Origin of the sequence: Sneathiella chinensis (assembly GCF_012720115.1) — a bacterium.
In the GTDB taxonomy this organism is placed as follows: domain Bacteria; phylum Pseudomonadota; class Alphaproteobacteria; order Sneathiellales; family Sneathiellaceae; genus Sneathiella; species Sneathiella chinensis.
Window position 1 is genome coordinate 197,734 of record NZ_VNWN01000006.1, and the last position, 19,306, is coordinate 217,039.

A 19,306-nucleotide genomic window follows, 5' to 3' on the forward strand; every position below is an offset into this window, starting at 1 on the left:
TTATTCTTTCAGGTGTTGATCTTTACGCTCGTTTCCATGGGGCAGTGCTTTCATTCTATCGAACAAGCCTGAAGCACCAAAGTTCACCCCTCCCTCAATATTCCATACCCAGACAGGTGCAACTTCCTTGTTAATTGCTCTTGTTTTGGAGCAGGTATATGCGAAATTTTTGCCAATTTGCCGATGCGGGTCACTGACAAATAACAATACTGATTTTTCTTCTTTGAGTATCAGCTTTTCAATTGAGTCATACTGCTGTTCTTATTTTGTATACTCGATTGTTTTTTCCTGAAAGCAATTTACGCCATCGACTTCCCATGCACCGCTATCTGGCGATAGCAATCATTTTTCCGTCACATGTCCATCATGAATTTCGTGCTTTTTCATCCCTTTTTGTTCAGGATCAACTGTCGCGCTAGCGAACTTCGCTGAGCAGCGGAGTGATCTGGTCTTCGAGGCCGTTTTCAATGAAGAAGCGTTTGGCATCCTGAGAGGCCGGGTCCCTGTAAGTGCCCTTGGAATTCAGGGATTGGAAAATCTCCAGAAATTCCCCTGGCAATTGGTCGATTTCCTGCAGGTCCTCGGCAAGATGTTCATAGCGGATTACCGCATCACAGGCACAGGGGCCTGATTTGGGGCCGCTCAAGTATCGTTTTCAGAAGTGGCAAGGCTACCCTGCTGGCGGGGCGGCGCGGTCCTGGGGGATGGTTTTCATGACGCCGATGATGTGGGTGATGGTGCCAGTCTCATCGGTGAAGGGGCAGTCGACGGATTCAAAGTTGCTAAATCCCCGTCCGGCGAAGGCGAGGTTCCCCCGGCAGCGCATGGCATGGCGCGCCGTGCAAATTCTGTCCATATACCGGGCGAGAAGTTGGTCCTCTACCTGTGGGGAGGTGAGGGAAAAGGGCGTGAGGCGCATGGATTTGCCCACCATCCCGATCACTTTTTCCCCGTTCAACCGATACAGATAGTCGCCGGGGCCAAGAACCTGAATGACATAGACATGCTGGATCAGGTAGCGGTGCTCAAGAATGTCGAAATCCGATCGCCGGGGAAGGTCTGGCAGGAAAGAGTGCCACCAGTCAAAAAACAGGCGGGTGCTTTCCATGGCAAAATCATCTGAAGCCTGAACGGTTTCCCGTTTGATCAGGTTGAAATTGTCTGCACGCGATATGTTACTTTCCACAGCTTGCCCCGTTCCCGAGCCCGTTTCCTTACAGGTTCAGGTTACACACCCAACAATGACACACAGGCATAGGTTATACGAACTGTGCTTCCGTATTCCAATTTAATAAGCATGAAAAAGGCAAAAAAAGGACCCTTGTCACAGATGGGGGCAAAAAGGGGGATTGGCCCGGCCGGGGAGGGGCAAGCTAATGGTTTCTTTTGAAAAAGAGTTGCACTAGACTTCCGCCTCAATTCAAAAAACAAACAGGCGAGGAGACAGGCTGTGCCCACCCATAACGATAACCCGCTCAATCTTCAGGACCCCGGTCTTTTTCGTCAGCAATGCCTGATTGATGGCGTGTGGTGCGATGCCGACAATGGCAAGGTTGTCGAGGTGACCAACCCCGCAACTGGCGAACTGCTTGGGCACGTCCCGGAAATGGGCGAGGCGGAAACCCGCCGGGCCATTGCCGCCGCCAAGGCTGCCATGCCGGAATGGGCGGGGAAAACCGCCAAGGAGCGGGCCAATATCCTGCGGAAGTGGTACGAACTGATGCTGGAGAACACGGACGATCTTGCCCGGCTGATGACCATGGAGATGGGCAAACCCCTTGCCGAGGCAAAGGGAGAGGTTGCCTACGCGGCGTCGTTTATTGAATGGTTCGCCGAGGAAGGTAAACGGATTTACGGCGACACCATCCCGGAGCATCAGTCCGACAAGCGGATTATTGTCCTGAAGCAACCCATTGGCGTGACCGTGGCCATTACCCCGTGGAACTTCCCGGTTGCCATGATCACCCGGAAGGCGGCGCCGGCCCTTGCCGCAGGCTGCCCCATGGTGATCAAGCCCGCCGAATTGACGCCGTTTTCCGCCTTTGCCATGGCTGTTCTGGCCGAGCGGGCAGGAATCCCGAAAGGTATTCTGGGCGTGGTGACCGGCGTGCCGCAGGACATCGGCCGGGAAATGACCGGCAACCCGGATGTGGCCAAGCTGACCTTTACCGGCTCCACCGCCACCGGCCGCCTGCTGATGGAACAATGCGCCAGCACGGTCAAGAAAACCTCCATGGAGCTTGGCGGGAACGCGCCGTTCATCGTGTTTGATGATGCCGATCTGGATGATGCGGTCGAGGCGGCACTGGCGTCCAAATACCGCAATGCGGGGCAGACCTGCGTTTGCGCCAACCGCTTGTATATTCAGGACGGGGTTTATGAGGCCTTTGCCGCGAAGCTGGCAGAACGGGTCAAGTCCATGAAGGTGGGCAACGGCCTTGAAGACGGGGTGGAGCAAGGCCCCCTGATTACCGAGGCTGCCGTCCGCAAGGTGGAAGATCACATCGCCGACGCCCTGTCCAAGGGGGCGAAAGTCCTGACCGGTGGCAAGCGTCATGCCTTGGGGCAGACATTCTTTGAGCCCACCATCCTGACCGATGCCACAACCGATATGAAGGTGGCCCGCGAGGAAACCTTTGGCCCCATGGCCCCGCTGTTCCGCTTCAAGGACGAGGACGAGGTGATCCGGCTGGCCAATGATACGGAATTCGGCCTGGCCGCCTATGTTTGCGCACGGGATATCGGCCGGGTGTGGCGGGTCAGTGAAAAGCTGGAATATGGTATTGTCGGCATCAATACCGGTATTATATCTACGGAAGTGGCGCCGTTCGGCGGCGTGAAACAGTCCGGGATTGGCCGCGAAGGCTCCCGATACGGGATCGATGACTATCTGGAAATCAAGTATATGTGCCTTGGTGGTCTGGATAAGTAAAACCCCTGAAAGAACAAGAATAATAACAAAAACAAAGATGTTGGATGCGCCGGAAGGGTGCATGTGTGTAGAAGGATAGAGTTCAGTGACCTACGACTATGACCTGTTTGTGATCGGTGCCGGTTCCGGCGGCGTGCGGGCTTCCCGGATTTCCTCGTCCCTTGGGGCCAAGGTGGCGATTGCCGAAGAATATCGGGTCGGCGGGACCTGTGTTATCCGGGGCTGTGTCCCGAAAAAGCTGTTCGTTTATGCCAGCCACTATTCCGATGATTTTCAGGATGCGAAGAATTATGGCTGGACCGTCGGGGAAACCCGTCATGACTGGGCAACCCTGATCCGCAACAAGGATGCGGAAATTGATCGCCTGAACGGCATTTACTACACCATCCTGTCCAACAATAATGTGGAACTGTATGAGGCCCGTGCCGAGATCATCGACGCCCATACGGTTCGGGTCGGGGACCAGACCGTGACGGCGCGTTATATCCTGATCGCCACGGGCGGAACGCCGATGATGCCGGATATTCCGGGCATCGAGCATGCCATTTCCTCGAACGAGGCGTTCCATCTGGAAACCATGCCGCAGCGGGTTGTAGTTGTCGGCGGCGGGTATATCGCCGTCGAGTTCGCCGGGATTTTCAACGGCCTTGGTGCCGATGTGATCCAGCTTTACCGCGGGGAGCAGATCCTGCGGGGCTTTGATGCCGACGTCCAGAACATGGTCGCGCAAGAGATCACCAAGAAAGGTGTAACCCTGAAAACCCACGCCAATCCTGCGAAAATCGAGAAGCTGGCCGATTGCCTTCTCATTACCCTTGAGGATGGCAGCACCCTTGAGGCCGACGCCATCATGTATGCTACGGGCCGCTGTCCCAACACGGACGGGTTGGGGTTGGAGAATGTGGGCGTTGACTTGAAGCCGAACGGCGCTGTTGTGGTCGATGCCTATTCCAAGACATCCGTGGACAGCATTTATGCGGTTGGTGATGTAACCGACCGGATCGCCCTGACACCGGTAGCCATTCACGAGGGCATGGCCTTTGCGGAAACTGTTTTTGGCGGCAAGCCGCGGGCCTTTGATCATGCGGATGTGCCATCGGCTGTGTTCTCGCAGCCCCCGGTGGGGACCGTCGGCCTGACGGAAGCCGAAGCGAGGGACAAGTATGGCGATGTGGACATCTACAAGTCCGAGTTCCGCCCCATGAAACAGACCCTGACGCTGGGCAGCGAGCGGGCCTTTGTCAAGCTGGTGGTTGAGCCCAAGTCGGACCGGGTTGTGGGCGTGCATGTGGTTGGCGCCGATGCTGGCGAGATCATTCAGGGTGTGGGGATTGCCGTGAAATGCGGTGCAACCAAGGCCCAGTTCGACAGCACGGTCGGGGTTCACCCGACGCTGGCCGAGGAGCTTGTGACCATGCGGGAAAAATACACCGGCGCGTAATCCTGACGGGTAATAATTGTCCTTATTTTCGTTGCAGAAAATATGAAAATTACAATTTTGCGGCGGTTTTGTGCGCTTTAGCGTTGCATGATCCCGAAAAGCCTGTAGAAATTATGGTTCGTTAAATATTGCGAATGCGAAGAACATTGTAGGGAATAGGAAAATGTCAAATCAATGGACACCTGAAAGCTGGAGAAACAAAACAATCCGCCAGGTGCCGACATATTTTGATACGGAGGCGCTGAAGTCGGTGGAGGAAGACTTGCAGAGCTTTCCGCCGCTGGTATTTGCAGGTGAGGCGCGAAGCCTGAAAAAGAAACTGGCGGATGTTGCCGCTGGTCGTGCTTTTCTGCTTCAGGGCGGTGACTGTGCCGAAAGTTTCAGTGAATTCCACCCCAACAATATTCGTGACACCTTCAAGGTGCTGCTGCAGATGGCTGTGGTCCTGACCTTTGGCGCCAATCGCCCGGTCGTCAAGGTGGGCCGTCTTGCCGGTCAGTTCGCCAAGCCGCGGTCTTCCGATACGGAAGTCGTGGATGGCGTCGAACTGCCCAGCTACCGCGGCGACATCATCAACGGTTTCGACTTCACGGAAGAGGCCCGCGTGCCCGATCCGAAACGGATGCTGACAGCCTATTCACAGGCGGCGTCAACCCTGAACCTGCTGCGGGCTTTCGCGCAGGGTGGTTACGCAGACCTGCATCAGGTGCACCGCTGGAACATGGGCTTTGTAGCCAGCCGTCCGCAAGGCGAACGCTACAAGGAAATGGCGGATCGGATTCACGATGCACTGGCCTTCATGGAAGCCTGCGGTGTGAATTCCAACAATGCCCCGGAAATGAGCAAGACCGACTTCTACACCTCTCACGAGGCGCTGCTGCTGAACTACGAGCAGGCGCTGACCCGTGTGGACAGTACGTCTGGCGCCTATTACGACACGTCGGCCCACATGCTGTGGATCGGCGATCGGACCCGCGACCCGGATGAAGCCCATGTGGAGTTCCTGAGCGGCGTTGCCAACCCGATCGCGGTCAAGGCAGGCCCGACACAGACACCGGAAAACCTGCTGCGCCTTCTGGACAAGCTGAACCCGGAAAACGAAGAAGGTCGTATGACCGTGATTTGCCGCTTTGGTGCCGGCGAGGTAGAGAAACACCTGCCGGCCCTGATCCGTAAAATTGAGGCCGAAGGCCGCAATGTGGTCTGGTCTTGTGACCCGATGCACGGAAACACCATCAAGTCTTCAACCGGATACAAGACCCGTCCGTTCGATCGCATTCTGGCCGAGGTTCGGGAATTTTTCATGGTTCACAAGGCCGAGGGAACCCATGCCGGCGGTGTCCATTTTGAAATGACCGGTAAGGACGTAACAGAGTGTCTTGGTGGTGCCTTCGAGGTAACCGAGGAACTGCTGAGCGACCGGTATCACACGGCCTGCGATCCGCGCCTGAACGCAAATCAGGCTCTGGAGCTTGCGTTCCTGATTGCAGAAATGTTGAAAGATGAAAGGGGTCGGGGAGAGCTTGCGGCAACAGCCTCCTGAACCTGGGGAATATGAACGAACTGACAGCCACAACCAGAAAATCCGCGATTGAGCAATCAATCGCGGATCATACGGACCAGTATTTTAATCGTACCAAAAAGGTCGTTCAGAAATTTGGTGATAAAACCGTAACCTATGCCGTTTTCATGCGGCGGCCCGTGATTTTCTGTCCGCGCCTGATGGTGGAGTGGATGACGGAAATCGCCAGCCTGCGGGGGCAGAGTTTCGAAGTGGAACCCTGTTTCAACGAGGGCGATTGGGTCGGAGCCGGGGAACCTCTCTTCTATATTACCGGCAGTTTTGTCGATCTTGCCGATCTGGAAACCCTGTATCTGCAAAAGATCGGGCCGGCCTGTGTGGCGGCCTATAACGCCTATCTGATGTGTTGCCACATGCCGGATACGGCCTTTCTGGCCATGGATGCCCGGCATTCCGCGGGTGCGGAAATGGCCGAGATGATGGCCTATGCGGCGTCTGTTGGCAGCCGTGCTGCGCAGACAGAACATGGCGCCATCGGTTTCATTGGCAACGCCAATAACAGCACCGCCCATTATTTCGGCAATAACCGGGGAATGGGCACCATGCCCCATGCCCTGATTGGTTATGCGGGAAGCACCTTGCGGGCGGCTGAAATGTTCGTGGAAAGCTATCCCGATGAACCGCTGACGGTGCTGGTGGATTATTTCGGTCAGGAAATCACCGACGCGCTTGCCGTTTGTCGGCGGTTCCCGGAGATGGCCGCAGAAGGGCGCCTGTCCGTGCGGATGGATACCCATGGCGGCCGCTTTATCGAGGGTCTGGACCCGGCGCAGTCCTATGCGGTGCTGGAACGGAACATGCCCAAGGGCATTCGCCAGTATCGGTCCGAGCAGGAACTGAAATGGCTGGTCGGGACCGGGGTGTCTGCGGCGGCAATTTACTATATGCGCGAGCAACTGGATGAGGCCGGTTTCGACAAGGTTCGAATTGTCGCGTCCTCTGGCTTTTCTGCGGACAAGTGTAGCGTCATGGGCAGTATGAAAGCCCCGATCGATGTCATTGGAACCGGGTCGTTTCTCCCGGAAAGCTGGTCCGAGACCTATGCAACCGCCGATGTCATCTCCTATGATGGCGTTCCGAGCGTAAAACTGGGACGGGAATTCCTGTTAAAAAAAGACAAATAAAGACAGTTTCCGTCTGATTTGAAACAATACTTCGTTAAGACAGGCGTTAAGGCCTGTCTTTGACGTTATGTGGATTTTTCAAGTTTGGTGGGTTTAAATGGGTGCTGCTTTATCAGTCTGTTGGCCATTGCTTTTGGGAATTGGCTTTTTGATGCTGGGCAACGGGCTGCAGGGCAGTCTGTTGGGTATCCGCGCCAATCTTGAAGGCTTTCCCACGGCGGTAACCGGGTTTGTCATGTCCGGGTATTATCTCGGCTTTCTGATCGGGTCTATTGTCGCGCCCAAAATTCTGGCGACGGTGGGCCATGTGCGGGTGTTTGCCGCGCTGGCCTCTCTTGCCTCCAGTTCTGCGCTGTTGCATGCGGTCATTCCCGATCCCTATATCTGGACCGTTTTTCGGATTGTCACCGGGTTCAGCTTTGCCGGTTTGTATATCGTCAGTGAAAGCTGGCTGAATGATGCGGCCACCAACGAGACCCGCGGGCGGATCCTGTCCTTCTACATGTTTATCGTTTATGGGGCCATGGCGGCGGGGCAGTTCCTGCTGACCGTTTCCGATCCCATGGGATACAACCTGTTCGTGATCATTTCCGTACTGGTGTCGCTGGCCCTGATCCCGACGGCGCTGTCCGCATCGCCGGCGCCGTCCATTGAAACCCCGAAGAAGCTGGGTATTCGCAGGTTGTTCGCCATTTCGCCGCTGGGCGTGGTGGGGATGACCGTTGTCGGTGTGGCGCAAGGAGCGTTTTTCTCGATGGCGGCGGTGTATGGCAGCATGATCGGCCTGACCCTGCCGCAAATTTCCCTGTTTATCTGTGTGTCGATTATCGGCGGAGCGGTTCTGCAAATGCCGATCGGGCGTCTTTCCGACCGGTTTGATCGCCGTAAGGTCCTGACGGTTGTTACCCTGTTGAGTGCAGCCGCGGCGACCCTTGTCCTGTTTGTGGAGGGGATGGACAGCAAAATCCCGTTCATGGTGGTGGTCACCCTTTTTGGCGGGCTCAGCATGCCGCTTTATTCCCTGTGTATTGCCCATACCAACGACCATCTGGAACCGGATGAAATGGTGGCGGCCAGCAGCGGGCTGATCCTGATGAACGGGATGGGCGCAGTGGCGGGTCCGTTCCTGATTTCCCTGCTGATGGCAAGTTACGGGGCGATGGCGTTCTTTTCCTTCCTAACCGTGGCGCATCTGTTCATCGGCATTTTCGCGATTGTCCGGATGAGCATGAGCGAGCCGACACCGCTGGAAGACCAAAACGACTTCGTGGCCATGCCGGTGCGGTCCGGACCGATTGCGGCCACCATGAACCCGGAGGCCGAGGAATGGGATGAGGAGCCGGACCTTGAGCCGGAGCCAAATACCTGGTTCACCGGCCTCAGCAAGGCGTCCATGTCCATCCTTGAAGACAGCGGGGATGACGATGACGAGGAAGCCATGCATGGTGACCTGACGGATGATGGTCCCGCCCTTTGGGGGCGAAACGGCTAAGCCGATTATCTCCTTAAAGTTGTAAAATTAAATTCCGTTTCTATTTACAGTGAGGCGGTGCCGGGAGTTTCGCTCTTTGGCATTGCATGCCCGCGGATTTCGCGTCGCGGCCCATGACTGTAACCAAGGAACGGAATTTTCGAATGTATCTAACCCCCAATGACCTAAAGACTGCCAGTGACCGGGCCATCGTGACCCGCGAAGTCAATTACCTTCCTCATTTCATTGTGAAAAAGATCAGCGCGGGATACAGCGCCGAACCGGTGCTTATCTGGCTTACCAAGGTGCAGGAGAGACGGCATGCTCCCAAATGGCCCGTGTGGGATTTTTCGCGATATGGCGGATCCCAAATGGAAGGACAGTATTTACCGATCTGCTCCGGCATTGCCGAGGGCATCAGGGTATGGGCCCGACATCTGGCTGACTTGCCGATGGAGGACCTACTTACAAAACTGAACAGCAATTCTCTGTTCAGGCGGCAGGCAATGGAGAAGTTGGAAGGAAAGACACCTGTCGCTCTGCAGGAACGAGAAGAGTGGGAGGAATGGATGTGTAATCGTGAAAAATGCGAGTTTTTCATGGCGGATGCGTTTGAACAGTCCCCGGACCCGAAGGCCTTCCATTTCACATTGGATTACTTGGAGGTGATTGGGCGAGTTTTACTTGATGTTCATTTCAGATGTGGAAATCAACAAGCAACCGAGCGCATGACCGGGGCGTTAAAGGCCCTGCATGAGTTGGTGGAGGCGGTTAGGAACGCAGTAGTTCACGGTGAGGCAGTAGAAGAGCCTGAACAGCTAAGTGTTGATGAGCAGTTGAGATTTCTAAAATCGCACCGTTTGATATCAGAAAACGATGACGAAGACCGGATTGATATTCTCCTTGCCGCCTTGAAGGGTAGATTGGAGTGAAGAGGATGGAAAGTCTGCCGACAAAAGAGCTGTTCTGCCCTTTTTGGAATAAGTGTCTAATGAAAGATGACGCTTAAATTTCTAAAAATAATTTTTCTACTTGCAGAGAGGCAAAGCAGAGCCCGTTATGCGCAGCTTTTCCTGCTGCGGTTTTCAGGCTGCTGCGCCAGTTTGTAACCAAAGAACGGAATTATTGAAATGTATCTAATGCCCAGCGATTTAAAAATTGGCTGCGACCGGACATTCGCCACCGGAAATTCGAATTATTTTGTTAAATTCATTTTGAATAAAGTCAGGTCTGGATACAGCATCGAACCGCTCATTGACTGGTTGGTTGAGGTGCTGGACAGGCGGCGTGCAGCCATTCTTCCCGTTTGGGATTATCCACGCTATGGCGGCTCGCGGATTGAAGCTAAATACCGTTGGATTTGTTATGGAATGACGAGTGGCATAGTTGCATGGGCTAAGAGCCTAACCGATCTTTCTAAGGATCAAATGCTACATACCCTACAGACGGCTCTTCAGTATCAGGGGCATCAGGTGGTGGGTGCGCCAATCGATTTGTCAGATAATGAGTGGTGGAGGGGGATTGTATGGCAAGAACGGCTGGAGAGTTCGAAGGCGGAAGAGTTTGACAGGTGCACTCTCCCACAAGGTTTTCATTTTACACTGGGGTACTTGGAGGCGATTACGGAAGGACTACTCCAAATCCAGGCCAGAAACGCTTGTCTGCTTGTTGCGTCAGGGATCAACGAAGCACTCCGTGCTTTGTGCAAACTGGTGATGGAGGTTAAGGCCGCCATGTTTTTGGCATTTAATGGGGAATATTTGGATAGCCCTGATTTGTTGCCGCAAAGGCAGCAAACTGTTGGCTGGATTCTGCAGAGAGAAAGGGAGGCCGAGAACCGGATCGCGGGCCTTATTGTTCGTCTGGAGGAGGAAGGGCACAGTCCCGATGAACCGCCTGCGGCTTGATAACAAGCCTGCTGCCAAAAAGGGTGGTCCTGTCCGGTTGAGCCGCCGGGCAGGGCCGCTGTTTTGTTCGGGGAGGGGGCGTTTGGCCGAAAAAGCCTGTAAAAAAGTGGTGTTGGATGAAAACACCCATTGCTGCCACGGGCGGAGGGGGGTAAAAACCGGGTATGACCGACACACTTAAAATTGCCATGGCGCAGGCCAACCCCAAGCTGGGGGACATTGACGGGAATGTGGCGCTCGCTCGCGAGTTTCGGCAGGAGGCCGAAGCGGAAGGGGCGGACCTTGTTGTTTTTCCCGAGTTGTTTGTTTGTGGCTATCCGCCGGAAGACCTTGTCCTGAAACCCTCCTTCATTCGGAAATGCAAGGCGGCGGTGGATGAACTGGCGGAAATGACCCTTGATGGCGGCCCGGCCATGCTGATGAGCGCGCCGGTGCAGGATGGGGGTAAGCTGTATAATGCGGTGATGCTGCTGGAAGAGGGGCGGATTTCCGCGACCCGGTACAAGCATAACCTGCCCAATTACGGTGTGTTCGATGAAATCCGGGTGTTCGAGCCGGGTATCCTGCCGGGGCCGATTTCCTTCAAGGGCGTTCGCCTTGGGGTGATGATCTGCGAGGATATGTGGTTCAGCGATGTGGCGGAATGCCTGTCGGAAACCGGTGCCGAAATGCTGGTCATCCCGAATGGCAGCCCGTTTGATCATGGCAAGGCGGATGCGCGGTTGAACCTTGCGGTGGAGCGGGTAACGGAAACCGGCTTGCCGTTGATGTATGTGAACCAGATCGGCGGTCAGGATGAACTGGTCTTCGATGGCGGCTCTTTCGTTTTGAATGCGGACAGAACCCTGCCGGTTCAGATGGCCTGCTGGAAAGAGGATTTGCTGGTCACCGAATGGCAGCGGGGCGCGGACGGCGTCTGGGCCTGCCAGAGCAGTGATCTGAAGGATCCGGGCGGCGATCTGGAGCGCCTCTATCATGCGATGGTTCTGGGCCTCAAGGATTACGTGGAGAAAAACCGTTTTCCGGGCGTGGTTCTTGGCCTGTCCGGCGGGATCGATAGCGCCCTGAGCGCCGCGATAGCCGTTGATGCCCTCGGGGCGGATCGGGTGCATTGCGTGATGATGCCGTCCAAATATACCAGTCAGGAAAGTCTGGATGATGCGGCGGAATGCGCACGTCTTCTGGGGACCCGACTGGACAGTGTGTCGATTGTTCCGGCCGTGGATGCCTACGAGACCATGATGGGGCCGTTGTTCGCCGGGACCAATGCGGACATCACCGAGGAAAACATCCAGTCCCGGGTGCGGGGCGTGACCCTGATGGCCATTTCCAACAAGTTCGGGAAGATGGTCCTGACAACCGGCAACAAGTCGGAAATGTCCACAGGCTATGCGACCATTTACGGGGACATGTGCGGCGGGTATTCGGTCCTGAAGGATTTGTACAAGAGCACCTGCTTCAAGGTGTCTGAATGGCGAAACGCGCATTCCTCGCCGTTGTTCAAGGGGCCGGAGGGGCCGGTCATGCCGGTTAATGTAATTATCAAGCCGCCGACCGCGGAACTGCGCGAGGACCAGAAGGACGAGGACAGCCTGCCCCCCTATGAGGTGCTGGACAAGATCCTGCACGGGTTGGTCGAGGAAGAAAAATCGGTCACGGAACTGATTGAGGCCGGCTTCGAGCTTGAAACGGTCAGCCGCATCCAGAACCTGCTTTACATCGCCGAGTATAAGCGGCGTCAGGCGCCTCCGGGTGTCAAACTTTCCACACGCAATTTTGGTCGTGACAGACGGTATCCGATCACAAACGGATATAGAGACAAAAGATGACTGTAAAATTCAGATTTGCCCCCAGCCCGACCGGTTTCCTGCATGTCGGTAACGCCCGGCTTGCCCTGATCAACTGGCTGTATGCCAGCAAGGAAGGCGGGGGAATGGTGCTCCGTCTTGACGATACGGATACGGAGCGATCCACCGAGGAATATGCCGAGGGCATTCAGGAAGACCTGAAATGGCTGGGCCTTGAATGGTCGGACCTGCGCAAGCAGTCGGACCGGGGCGAGGCTTATACCGCTGCGTTTGAAGCCTTGAAGGCAGCCGGGCGGATCTACCCTTGCTATGAAACCGGTGAGGAACTGGAATATAAGCGCAAGCGCCAACTGGCCCGCAAACTGCCGCCGGTCTATGATCGTTCCGCGTTGAAACTGAGTGACGAGGAAAAGGCCGCGTTTGAGGCCGAGGGGCGCAAGCCGCACTGGCGGTTCCTGCTGGATCAGGAAGTCGTGGCGTGGGATGACAAGGTGCGTGGCCGCGTTGAGGTCGATTGCGCCAGCATGTCCGACCCGGTGCTGATCCGCTCTGACGGGCGTCCGCTCTATCACCTGCCGTCTGTTGTGGATGATATCGATTTCCAGATTTCCCACGTGATCCGGGGCGAGGACCATGTCAGCAACACGGCACTGCATGTCCAGCTTTTCAAGGCGCTTGGCGCCGGGGTGCCGGAATTTGCCCACCTGCCGCTTCTGATGGGGCCGGACGGGGGGCCGCTGTCAAAGCGCGAGGGCAGTCAGTCCCTGCGCGAACTGCGTGAAAGCGGCATCGATCCCATGAGCGTGAACAGCCTGCTGGCCCGCCTTGGAACATCGGACAATGTGGAAGTGCGCCACACCCTGAAAGAGGTGGTCGAGGGCTTTGACATCACCCGTTTCAGCCGCGCCGCTGCCAAGTTCGATCCGGCGGAACTGATGAACCTGAACGCCAAGCTGCTGCATGACATGCCGTGGGATGCGGCGCGGGATAAACTTGCAATTGACGGCGCGGATGAGGCATTCTGGCTGGCTATCCGGGGGAATGTCTCCACCATGCTGGAAGCCCGCGAATGGTGGGACGTTGTCACCGGTCCGGTCTCTCCGGTGGTCGAGGATCAGGCCTTCCTGACAGCCGCGCTTGCCCTGTTGCCGGAAGGGCCGTTCAATGACGATAGCTGGAAACAGTGGACCACGGCGGTCAAGGATGAACTGGGGGTCAAGGGCAAGGCCCTGTTCCTGCCGCTTCGTCTTGCCCTGACGGCTAAGCCGCATGGACCGGAAATGAACAAGATGCTTGTGCTGATCGGCCGTGACAAGGCAATGGCGCGACTGACAGGCGAAACTGCGTAACGAAGGACAATTGACGTGACACTACATCTTTACAATACGGCGAGTCGGCAAAAGGAAGAATTTGTCCCCCGTGACCCTGCAAATGTAGGGATGTATGTATGTGGTCCGACCGTGTATGACTTTGCGCATATCGGGAATGCCCGGCCGGTTGTCATTTTTGACGTGCTGGCCCGCCTGCTGCGCCGGATCTATGGGGCCGAACATGTAACCTATGTCCGCAATATCACGGATGTGGAGGACAAGATCATCGTTGCGGCCGAGGCCAATAACGAGAGCATCGAGGACCTGACAACCCGTACAACGCAGGCCTTCCACGATGATATGGCCGAACTGGGCGCCTTGCCGCCCGATCGGGAGCCGCGCGCGACCCAGCATATCGACGGCATGATCGGCATGATTTCCGTGCTGATCGAAAAAGGCCACGCCTATGAGGCAGAAGGGCATGTCCTGTTTGATGTGACCAGCATGCCGGAATATGGGGCCCTGTCCGGGCGCAATCGCGATGACATGATCGCTGGTGCCCGTGTGGAAGTGGCCCCGTATAAAAAGGACCCGGCGGATTTCGTGCTGTGGAAGCCGTCAACGGATGATATGCCGGGATGGGACAGCCCGTGGGGGCGGGGCCGTCCGGGGTGGCATATTGAATGTTCTGTCATGTCCAAGGCGGAACTGGGCGATACGTTTGATATTCACGGCGGCGGACGGGACTTGATTTTCCCGCACCACGAAAACGAGGTGGCGCAAAGCTGCTGCGCCAATGGCAAGGGAACCTTTGCCCGCTATTGGGTGCATAACGGCTTCCTGACGGTCGAGGGGGACAAGATGTCCAAATCCCTCGGGAATTTCCGAACCGTTCGCGAACTTCTGGCCGAAGCCCCCGGTGAGGCGCTGCGCCTGAACATGCTGTCTGCCCAGTATCGTCAGCCGCTGGACTGGACCGCCGACGGGGTCCGGCAGGCCCGAACCAATCTGGACCGTCTTTATACGGCGGTGCAGCATCTTTCCGATGTTGAGGCCGCCCCGGATGCTTTTGCAGCCGAGGTGCTGGACGCACTGGAAGATGACCTGAACACCCCGAAGGCGCTGACGGCGCTTTATGCCTATGCCAGCGAGGCCAACAAGGCCACGGACCCGGCCGCGCGTGCAATGCTGAAAGCAAAGCTGCTGAGCGGCGGGGGCTTGCTTGGCCTGTTGCAGCAGGACCCGGATGTCTGGTTCAAGGGCGGCAGCGAGGGTGAAATTGATGCCGAGGCAATCGAGGCATTGATCCAGGAACGACTGGATGCAAGAAAAAATAAAAACTATGCGCGGTCGGATGAAATCCGGGATATGCTGAAAGATCAAGGCGTTATCCTGGAGGATGGGCCGCAGGGAACCACTTGGAAGAGGGCGTAATGGCTAAAGAACGGTTATATCTTTTTGACACGACGCTGCGCGATGGGGCGCAGACGCAGGGTGTGGATTTCAGTGTCGAAGACAAGACCATTATTGCCGAAGCCCTGGACGCCCTCGGGATTGACTATGTGGAAGGGGGCTGGCCCGGTGCCAATCCCGGCGATACCGCGTTTTTCGCCGCCCCGCCAAAACTGAAACACGCCACTTTCACCGCGTTTGGCATGACCCGCCGTCCGGGACGGAGTGCCTCTAACGATACGGGCCTGAAGGCGGTTCTGGATGCGGAAACCCCGGCGGTTTGTCTGGTCGGGAAAAGCTGGGACTATCAGGTGGATGTGGCGCTTGGCATTTCCAACGAGGAAAATATCGAGCTGATTGCCTCCAGCATCGAGGAATGTGTCCGGCTGGGGCGGGAGCCCATGTATGACGCCGAACATTTCTTTGATGGGTACAAGGCCAACCCGGAATACGCGCTTGCCTGTATCAAGGCAGCCTATGAGGCTGGGGCCCGCTGGGTGGTTCTGTGTGATACCAATGGCGGCACCTTGCCCCATGAGGTGTCCGAGATTGTCAGCGAGGTGGTTAAGCATGTGCCCGGTGATCATGTGGGTATCCATACCCATAACGACACGGAAAATGCGGTCGCCAGTTCACTGGCCGCGGTACTGGCTGGCGCCCGTCAGGTGCAAGGTACCCTGAACGGTCTTGGGGAACGCTGCGGCAACGCCAATATGGTCAGCCTGATCCCAACCTTGCTATTGAAGGAGCCGTTCAAGTCCCGGTTCGAGACCGGTGTCACGGCCGAGGGGCTGAAAAGCCTGAAAAGTGTCTCGAACCTGCTGGATGAATTGTTGAACCGGGCACCCAATCGGCATCAGGCCTATGTGGGGGGCTCGGCGTTCAGTCACAAGGGCGGGCTGCATGTGTCAGCGGTCCAGAAGGACCCGCGCACCTATGAACATATCGATCCGCCGCTGGTCGGCAATCACCGGATCATCCCGGTTTCCGATCAGTCCGGGCGGTCCAACATTCTGGCCCAGCTTTCGGATTTCGGCCTGAAAATCGATCCGAAAGACCCGAAAGTGGACCGGCTTCTGGAAGAGGTGAAGGAACGGGAATTCCACGGCTATGCCTATGACAGCGCGTTGGCCAGTTTCGAGCTGATGGCCCGGCGGCGTCTGGGGCAACTGCCCGAATATTTCGATGTGGAGAGTTTCCGCGTACAGGTGGAACGTCGCCATAATGCCAAGGGCGAACTGGTCAGTGTGGCCGATGCGGTGGTCAAGGTTGTTGTGGACGGACAGCGCCTGATGTCCGTTGCCGAAGGAAACGGCCCGGTCAACGCGCTTGATACGGCGCTTCGCAAGGACCTTGGTAAATATTCCGCCTATATCGATGACATGCGGCTTGCGGATTTCAAGGTGCGGATCCTGAACTCCGGCACCGAGGCGACCACCCGTGTCATGATCGAAAGCACCGATGACAGCCGTCACCGTTGGTTCACCATCGGGGTTTCCACCAACATCGTGGATGCGTCCTTTGCGGCGCTTCTGGACAGTATCACGTACAAGCTGCTGCGCGAGGGCGCCCCCGCCAGCAAGTAGGCCCAACAGAAAGTACTACCCTATGACAACGGCTGAACAGATGCCTGCCATTATCCTTGTCGAGCCGCAGATGGGCGAGAATATCGGTGCGGCGGCGCGGGCCATGCTGAATTTCGGGCTGACGGAAATGCGGATTGTCAATCCGCGGGATGGTTGGCCCAACGAACGGGCGGTGGCCATGGCCTCCCGCGCCGATGAGGTTCTGGATAATGCGCGCCTGTTTTCCTCGGTCGAGGAGGCGATTGCCGATCTGAAGAAGGTGTATGCCACCACGGCCCGGCCCCGTGACATGATCAAGCATGTGGCAACCCCTAAAGGGGCGGCGCAGGAACTTCGCAGCCTGTCCGCAGCCGGCGAGAAGGCCGGTATCCTGTTTGGCAAGGAAAGCTGGGGCCTGTCCAGTGAACATGTGACGCTGGCCGATACCATTATCACGGTGCCGCTCAACCCTGATTTTTCCTCTATCAATCTGGGGCAGGCGGTTCTGCTGGTGGCCTATGAATGGTTCCAGTCAGAAGATGACACGGCGGACATGGTGATCCGCAACAGCGAGCGTCTGGCCAATAAGGAAGAACTGGCGCACCTGTTCAACCGGATTGAGGGCGAACTGGATGCCCGTGGGTATTTCGAGCCGATCATGGCGCGAAAACCGGTGATCCTTCGCAACATGCGGAACATGTTCCAGCGGTTCGGCCTGATGGAAAGCGATATTCGCGCCTTTCAGGGCATCGTCAAGGGCCTGTGCCTGCCCCGGCGGGGTGAGCAGGACAAGGACTGATCCCTTCCGGTATCCCGGCAAAGGCGGGGGTGCCGAAAACAGGCGGTTTTATACTGTTTCGCTGTTGACATACGGCGCGCCGCAAGTATATTGCCGCTTTCCGTGCAAGCCTCGTCGGCATGCCTTATCCTTTAATTCTGATAGGAATAAGCACTATGAGTAAGCGTATTCAAGCGAAATACAAAATTGACCGTCGCATGGGCGAAAACCTCTGGGGTCGTCCGAAAAGCCCGGTAAACCGCCGCGAATATGGCCCGGGTCAGCATGGCCAGGCCCGTCGTGGCAAGCTGTCTGACTATGGTGTTCACCTGCGCGCCAAGCAGAAGCTGAAAGGTTACTACGGTAACATCACTGAAAAATCTTTCCGTCGTCTGTACAACGAAGCTGTCCGTCTGAAAGGCGATACTTCCGAAAACCTGATCGGTCTTCTGGAACGCCGTCTGGACGCCGTTGTATACCGCATGAAATTCGTCCCGACTGTTTTTGCGGCACGTCAGTTCGTCAACCACGGTCACGTGACTGTCAACGGCCGTCGCGTCAACATCGCCTCTTACCAGGTGAAACAGGGCGACGTCATCGAAGTGCGCCAGAAGTCCAAGCAGCTCGCCATCGTGCTTGAAGCTGCTGCCAGCGCAGAACGCGAAGTTCCGGAATATCTGGACGTGGACCACAAGACAATGAAAGGGACGTTCACAAACATCCCGACACTGTCTGACGTTCCGTACCCGGTTGTCATGGAACCGAACCTCATCGTCGAATACTACTCTCGCTAAGGCGGGGGATGGTTGCCCGCCAAGCGTGGGCAACCCATTCGAAACAAAAAAAGCTGTCAGCATCCGCTGGCAGCTTTTTTTTATGCCTTCCGGCTCGCCGGGATGTCGGGAGGGGCCGCAGTCGCGAGCGGTCCTCAGAAGCGCACAGGCCTCAAAAGCGTCCTGGCCTCAGTCGGCGTTGGACAGCCACGTGACCCTCTGGTTGGTCAGGTCCCATTTAAATTCGGCCCATTCTCCATACCATTCACATTCCGTGCAGAATAATCCGGTCAGGTCATTGCCAGACAGGGACAGCTCAAGCGGGGTGAAGTTGACCGCCTTGCTGCATCCCGTCGGGATATGATAGAGCGACAGGACCTCTCCGCTTTCCTTGTTTCGGGCAAGGACGAGGCCTTCCGCATCACAGGTGTTGCGCTGTTCAAGGGCGGTGACCTGCCATTTCTCATTTTCGGCCAGCGTCCCCATGAAGACATGGGTGTTCAGATAGGGACCCATGCCCAGAAAGGCCGTGGCCAGTGCCGGGGCGGGCAGGGGGCGGACCGGGGCGGTAAAGTCACCGGTTTCCTCTGCGGTGGTAAAGGCGGCATGATAGCCGTCATCCTGTTTCGGGCTCCATGCCTCAAGGAAGGATTTGAACAGGACACCGGCATCGCGCTTTTCTTCCCACAGGCAGAGTGCTCCGGCTGAATTTTCATCCGTTTCCACATCCTCGCCGGTGGAAAGCTCCTGATAGAGGCCGAATCCGCCGCTTTCCGGGTCGTGATAGACATAGCTGCCACTGCAATTGGGGCCGTTGCCATCATCGCAGGCCAAAATGACAAGATGATCCCGGTCCTGCCGTTCGGAATAGCAGGTCTTGATCTCCAGAATCTCACCGGTGATGGCAACGGAAAGTTCCTGCCCGTTTTCGTCTGTCACCTGAAGGGAGGTGCCTGTTTCGCCCTCCGTCAGGGACAGGCGCAGGGTGGACTGGCTATCCGGGTTGGTGAAGCCGCCGCGGATTTGTTTGGGAATGCCATTTTCGTCTGATGCGGCATCCGCCATCACCGGAAGGGACTGACCTGTTGCCAGCAGGCAGACTGGCAGGGCTGTTAGAATTTTTTTCATGATCGACTTATATCAAACCGTGCAAGGACTTGCAG

General features: G+C 56.5%; 17 protein-coding genes. 13 read left to right on the top strand and 4 right to left on the bottom strand.

Features of this window, described 5'->3' with window-relative positions; genetic code table 11:
- The 3 genes from FQB27_RS11020 to FQB27_RS11030 form a co-directional block, all read right to left on the bottom strand.
- Complete coding sequence (locus FQB27_RS11020; protein ID WP_169561101.1) at nt 1–207, bottom strand: hypothetical protein; 207 nt, start codon at nt 205–207, stop codon at nt 1–3.
- A gap of 208 nt (nt 208–415) precedes the next feature.
- Entirely contained in the window at nt 416–646 is a 231-nt protein-coding gene (locus FQB27_RS11025) for a hypothetical protein (protein WP_169561102.1), read from the bottom strand.
- A gap of 24 nt (nt 647–670) precedes the next feature.
- Nucleotides 671–1,186: a PAS domain-containing protein gene (locus tag FQB27_RS11030; RefSeq protein ID WP_169561103.1), complete on the bottom strand. Its 516-nt coding sequence runs from the start codon at nt 1,184–1,186 to the stop codon at nt 671–673.
- A gap of 264 nt (nt 1,187–1,450) precedes the next feature.
- Here FQB27_RS11030 and gabD point away from each other — a divergent pair, with 264 nt between their 5' ends.
- From gabD to rpsD, 13 genes are all read left to right on the top strand, one after another.
- Nucleotides 1,451–2,932: an NADP-dependent succinate-semialdehyde dehydrogenase gene (gene gabD / locus FQB27_RS11035; RefSeq protein WP_169561104.1), complete on the top strand. Its 1,482-nt coding sequence runs from the start codon at nt 1,451–1,453 to the stop codon at nt 2,930–2,932.
- 85 nt (nt 2,933–3,017) lie between these two features.
- Nucleotides 3,018–4,373: a glutathione-disulfide reductase gene (gor, locus tag FQB27_RS11040; protein WP_169561105.1), complete on the top strand. Its 1,356-nt coding sequence runs from the start codon at nt 3,018–3,020 to the stop codon at nt 4,371–4,373.
- Between the two features lie 163 nt (nt 4,374–4,536).
- Nucleotides 4,537–5,916, top strand: coding sequence for a class II 3-deoxy-7-phosphoheptulonate synthase (locus FQB27_RS11045; RefSeq protein ID WP_169561106.1), 1,380 nt, complete (start codon nt 4,537–4,539; stop codon nt 5,914–5,916).
- A gap of 11 nt (nt 5,917–5,927) precedes the next feature.
- Entirely contained in the window at nt 5,928–7,079 is a 1,152-nt protein-coding gene (locus tag FQB27_RS11050; RefSeq protein WP_169561107.1) for a beta/alpha barrel domain-containing protein, read from the top strand.
- A gap of 97 nt (nt 7,080–7,176) precedes the next feature.
- Nucleotides 7,177–8,571 (top strand): MFS transporter, encoded by a 1,395-nt coding sequence (locus tag FQB27_RS11055; protein WP_338090303.1) that lies wholly within the window; start codon nt 7,177–7,179, stop codon nt 8,569–8,571.
- A gap of 143 nt (nt 8,572–8,714) precedes the next feature.
- Nucleotides 8,715–9,482 carry a hypothetical protein gene (locus FQB27_RS11060; protein WP_169561109.1) on the top strand — a complete coding sequence of 256 codons (768 nt, stop codon included), beginning with the start codon at nt 8,715–8,717 and terminating at the stop codon, nt 9,480–9,482.
- A gap of 207 nt (nt 9,483–9,689) precedes the next feature.
- Complete coding sequence (locus tag FQB27_RS11065; RefSeq protein WP_169561110.1) at nt 9,690–10,457, top strand: hypothetical protein; 768 nt, start codon at nt 9,690–9,692, stop codon at nt 10,455–10,457.
- Between the two features lie 164 nt (nt 10,458–10,621).
- The gene (locus FQB27_RS11070; protein WP_169561111.1) at nt 10,622–12,286 is read left to right on the top strand and encodes an NAD+ synthase; all 1,665 of its coding nucleotides are present in this window, start codon (nt 10,622–10,624) and stop codon (nt 12,284–12,286) included.
- On the top strand, nt 12,283–13,614 hold the full coding sequence (gltX, locus tag FQB27_RS11075) for a glutamate--tRNA ligase (protein WP_169561112.1): 1,332 nt from the start codon (nt 12,283–12,285) through the stop codon (nt 13,612–13,614). Before FQB27_RS11070 ends, gltX begins: the two co-directional genes overlap by 4 nt.
- A gap of 15 nt (nt 13,615–13,629) precedes the next feature.
- Nucleotides 13,630–15,009: a cysteine--tRNA ligase gene (gene cysS / locus FQB27_RS11080; protein ID WP_169561113.1), complete on the top strand. Its 1,380-nt coding sequence runs from the start codon at nt 13,630–13,632 to the stop codon at nt 15,007–15,009.
- On the top strand, nt 15,009–16,613 hold the full coding sequence (gene cimA, locus FQB27_RS11085; RefSeq protein WP_169561114.1) for a citramalate synthase: 1,605 nt from the start codon (nt 15,009–15,011) through the stop codon (nt 16,611–16,613). The genes cysS and cimA overlap by 1 nt, the downstream gene beginning before the upstream one ends.
- 22 nt (nt 16,614–16,635) lie before the next feature.
- Entirely contained in the window at nt 16,636–17,391 is a 756-nt protein-coding gene (locus FQB27_RS11090; protein ID WP_169561115.1) for an RNA methyltransferase, read from the top strand.
- 155 nt (nt 17,392–17,546) lie between these two features.
- Nucleotides 17,547–18,164 carry a 30S ribosomal protein S4 gene (gene rpsD, locus FQB27_RS11095; RefSeq protein WP_169561116.1) on the top strand — a complete coding sequence of 206 codons (618 nt, stop codon included), beginning with the start codon at nt 17,547–17,549 and terminating at the stop codon, nt 18,162–18,164.
- Nucleotides 18,165–18,332: 168 nt separating this feature from the next.
- Here the strand turns inward: rpsD and FQB27_RS11100 are convergent, their stop codons facing one another.
- The gene (locus FQB27_RS11100) at nt 18,333–19,271 is read right to left on the bottom strand and encodes a hypothetical protein (RefSeq protein ID WP_169561117.1); all 939 of its coding nucleotides are present in this window, start codon (nt 19,269–19,271) and stop codon (nt 18,333–18,335) included.
- Nucleotides 19,272–19,306: the final 35 nt, after the last annotated feature.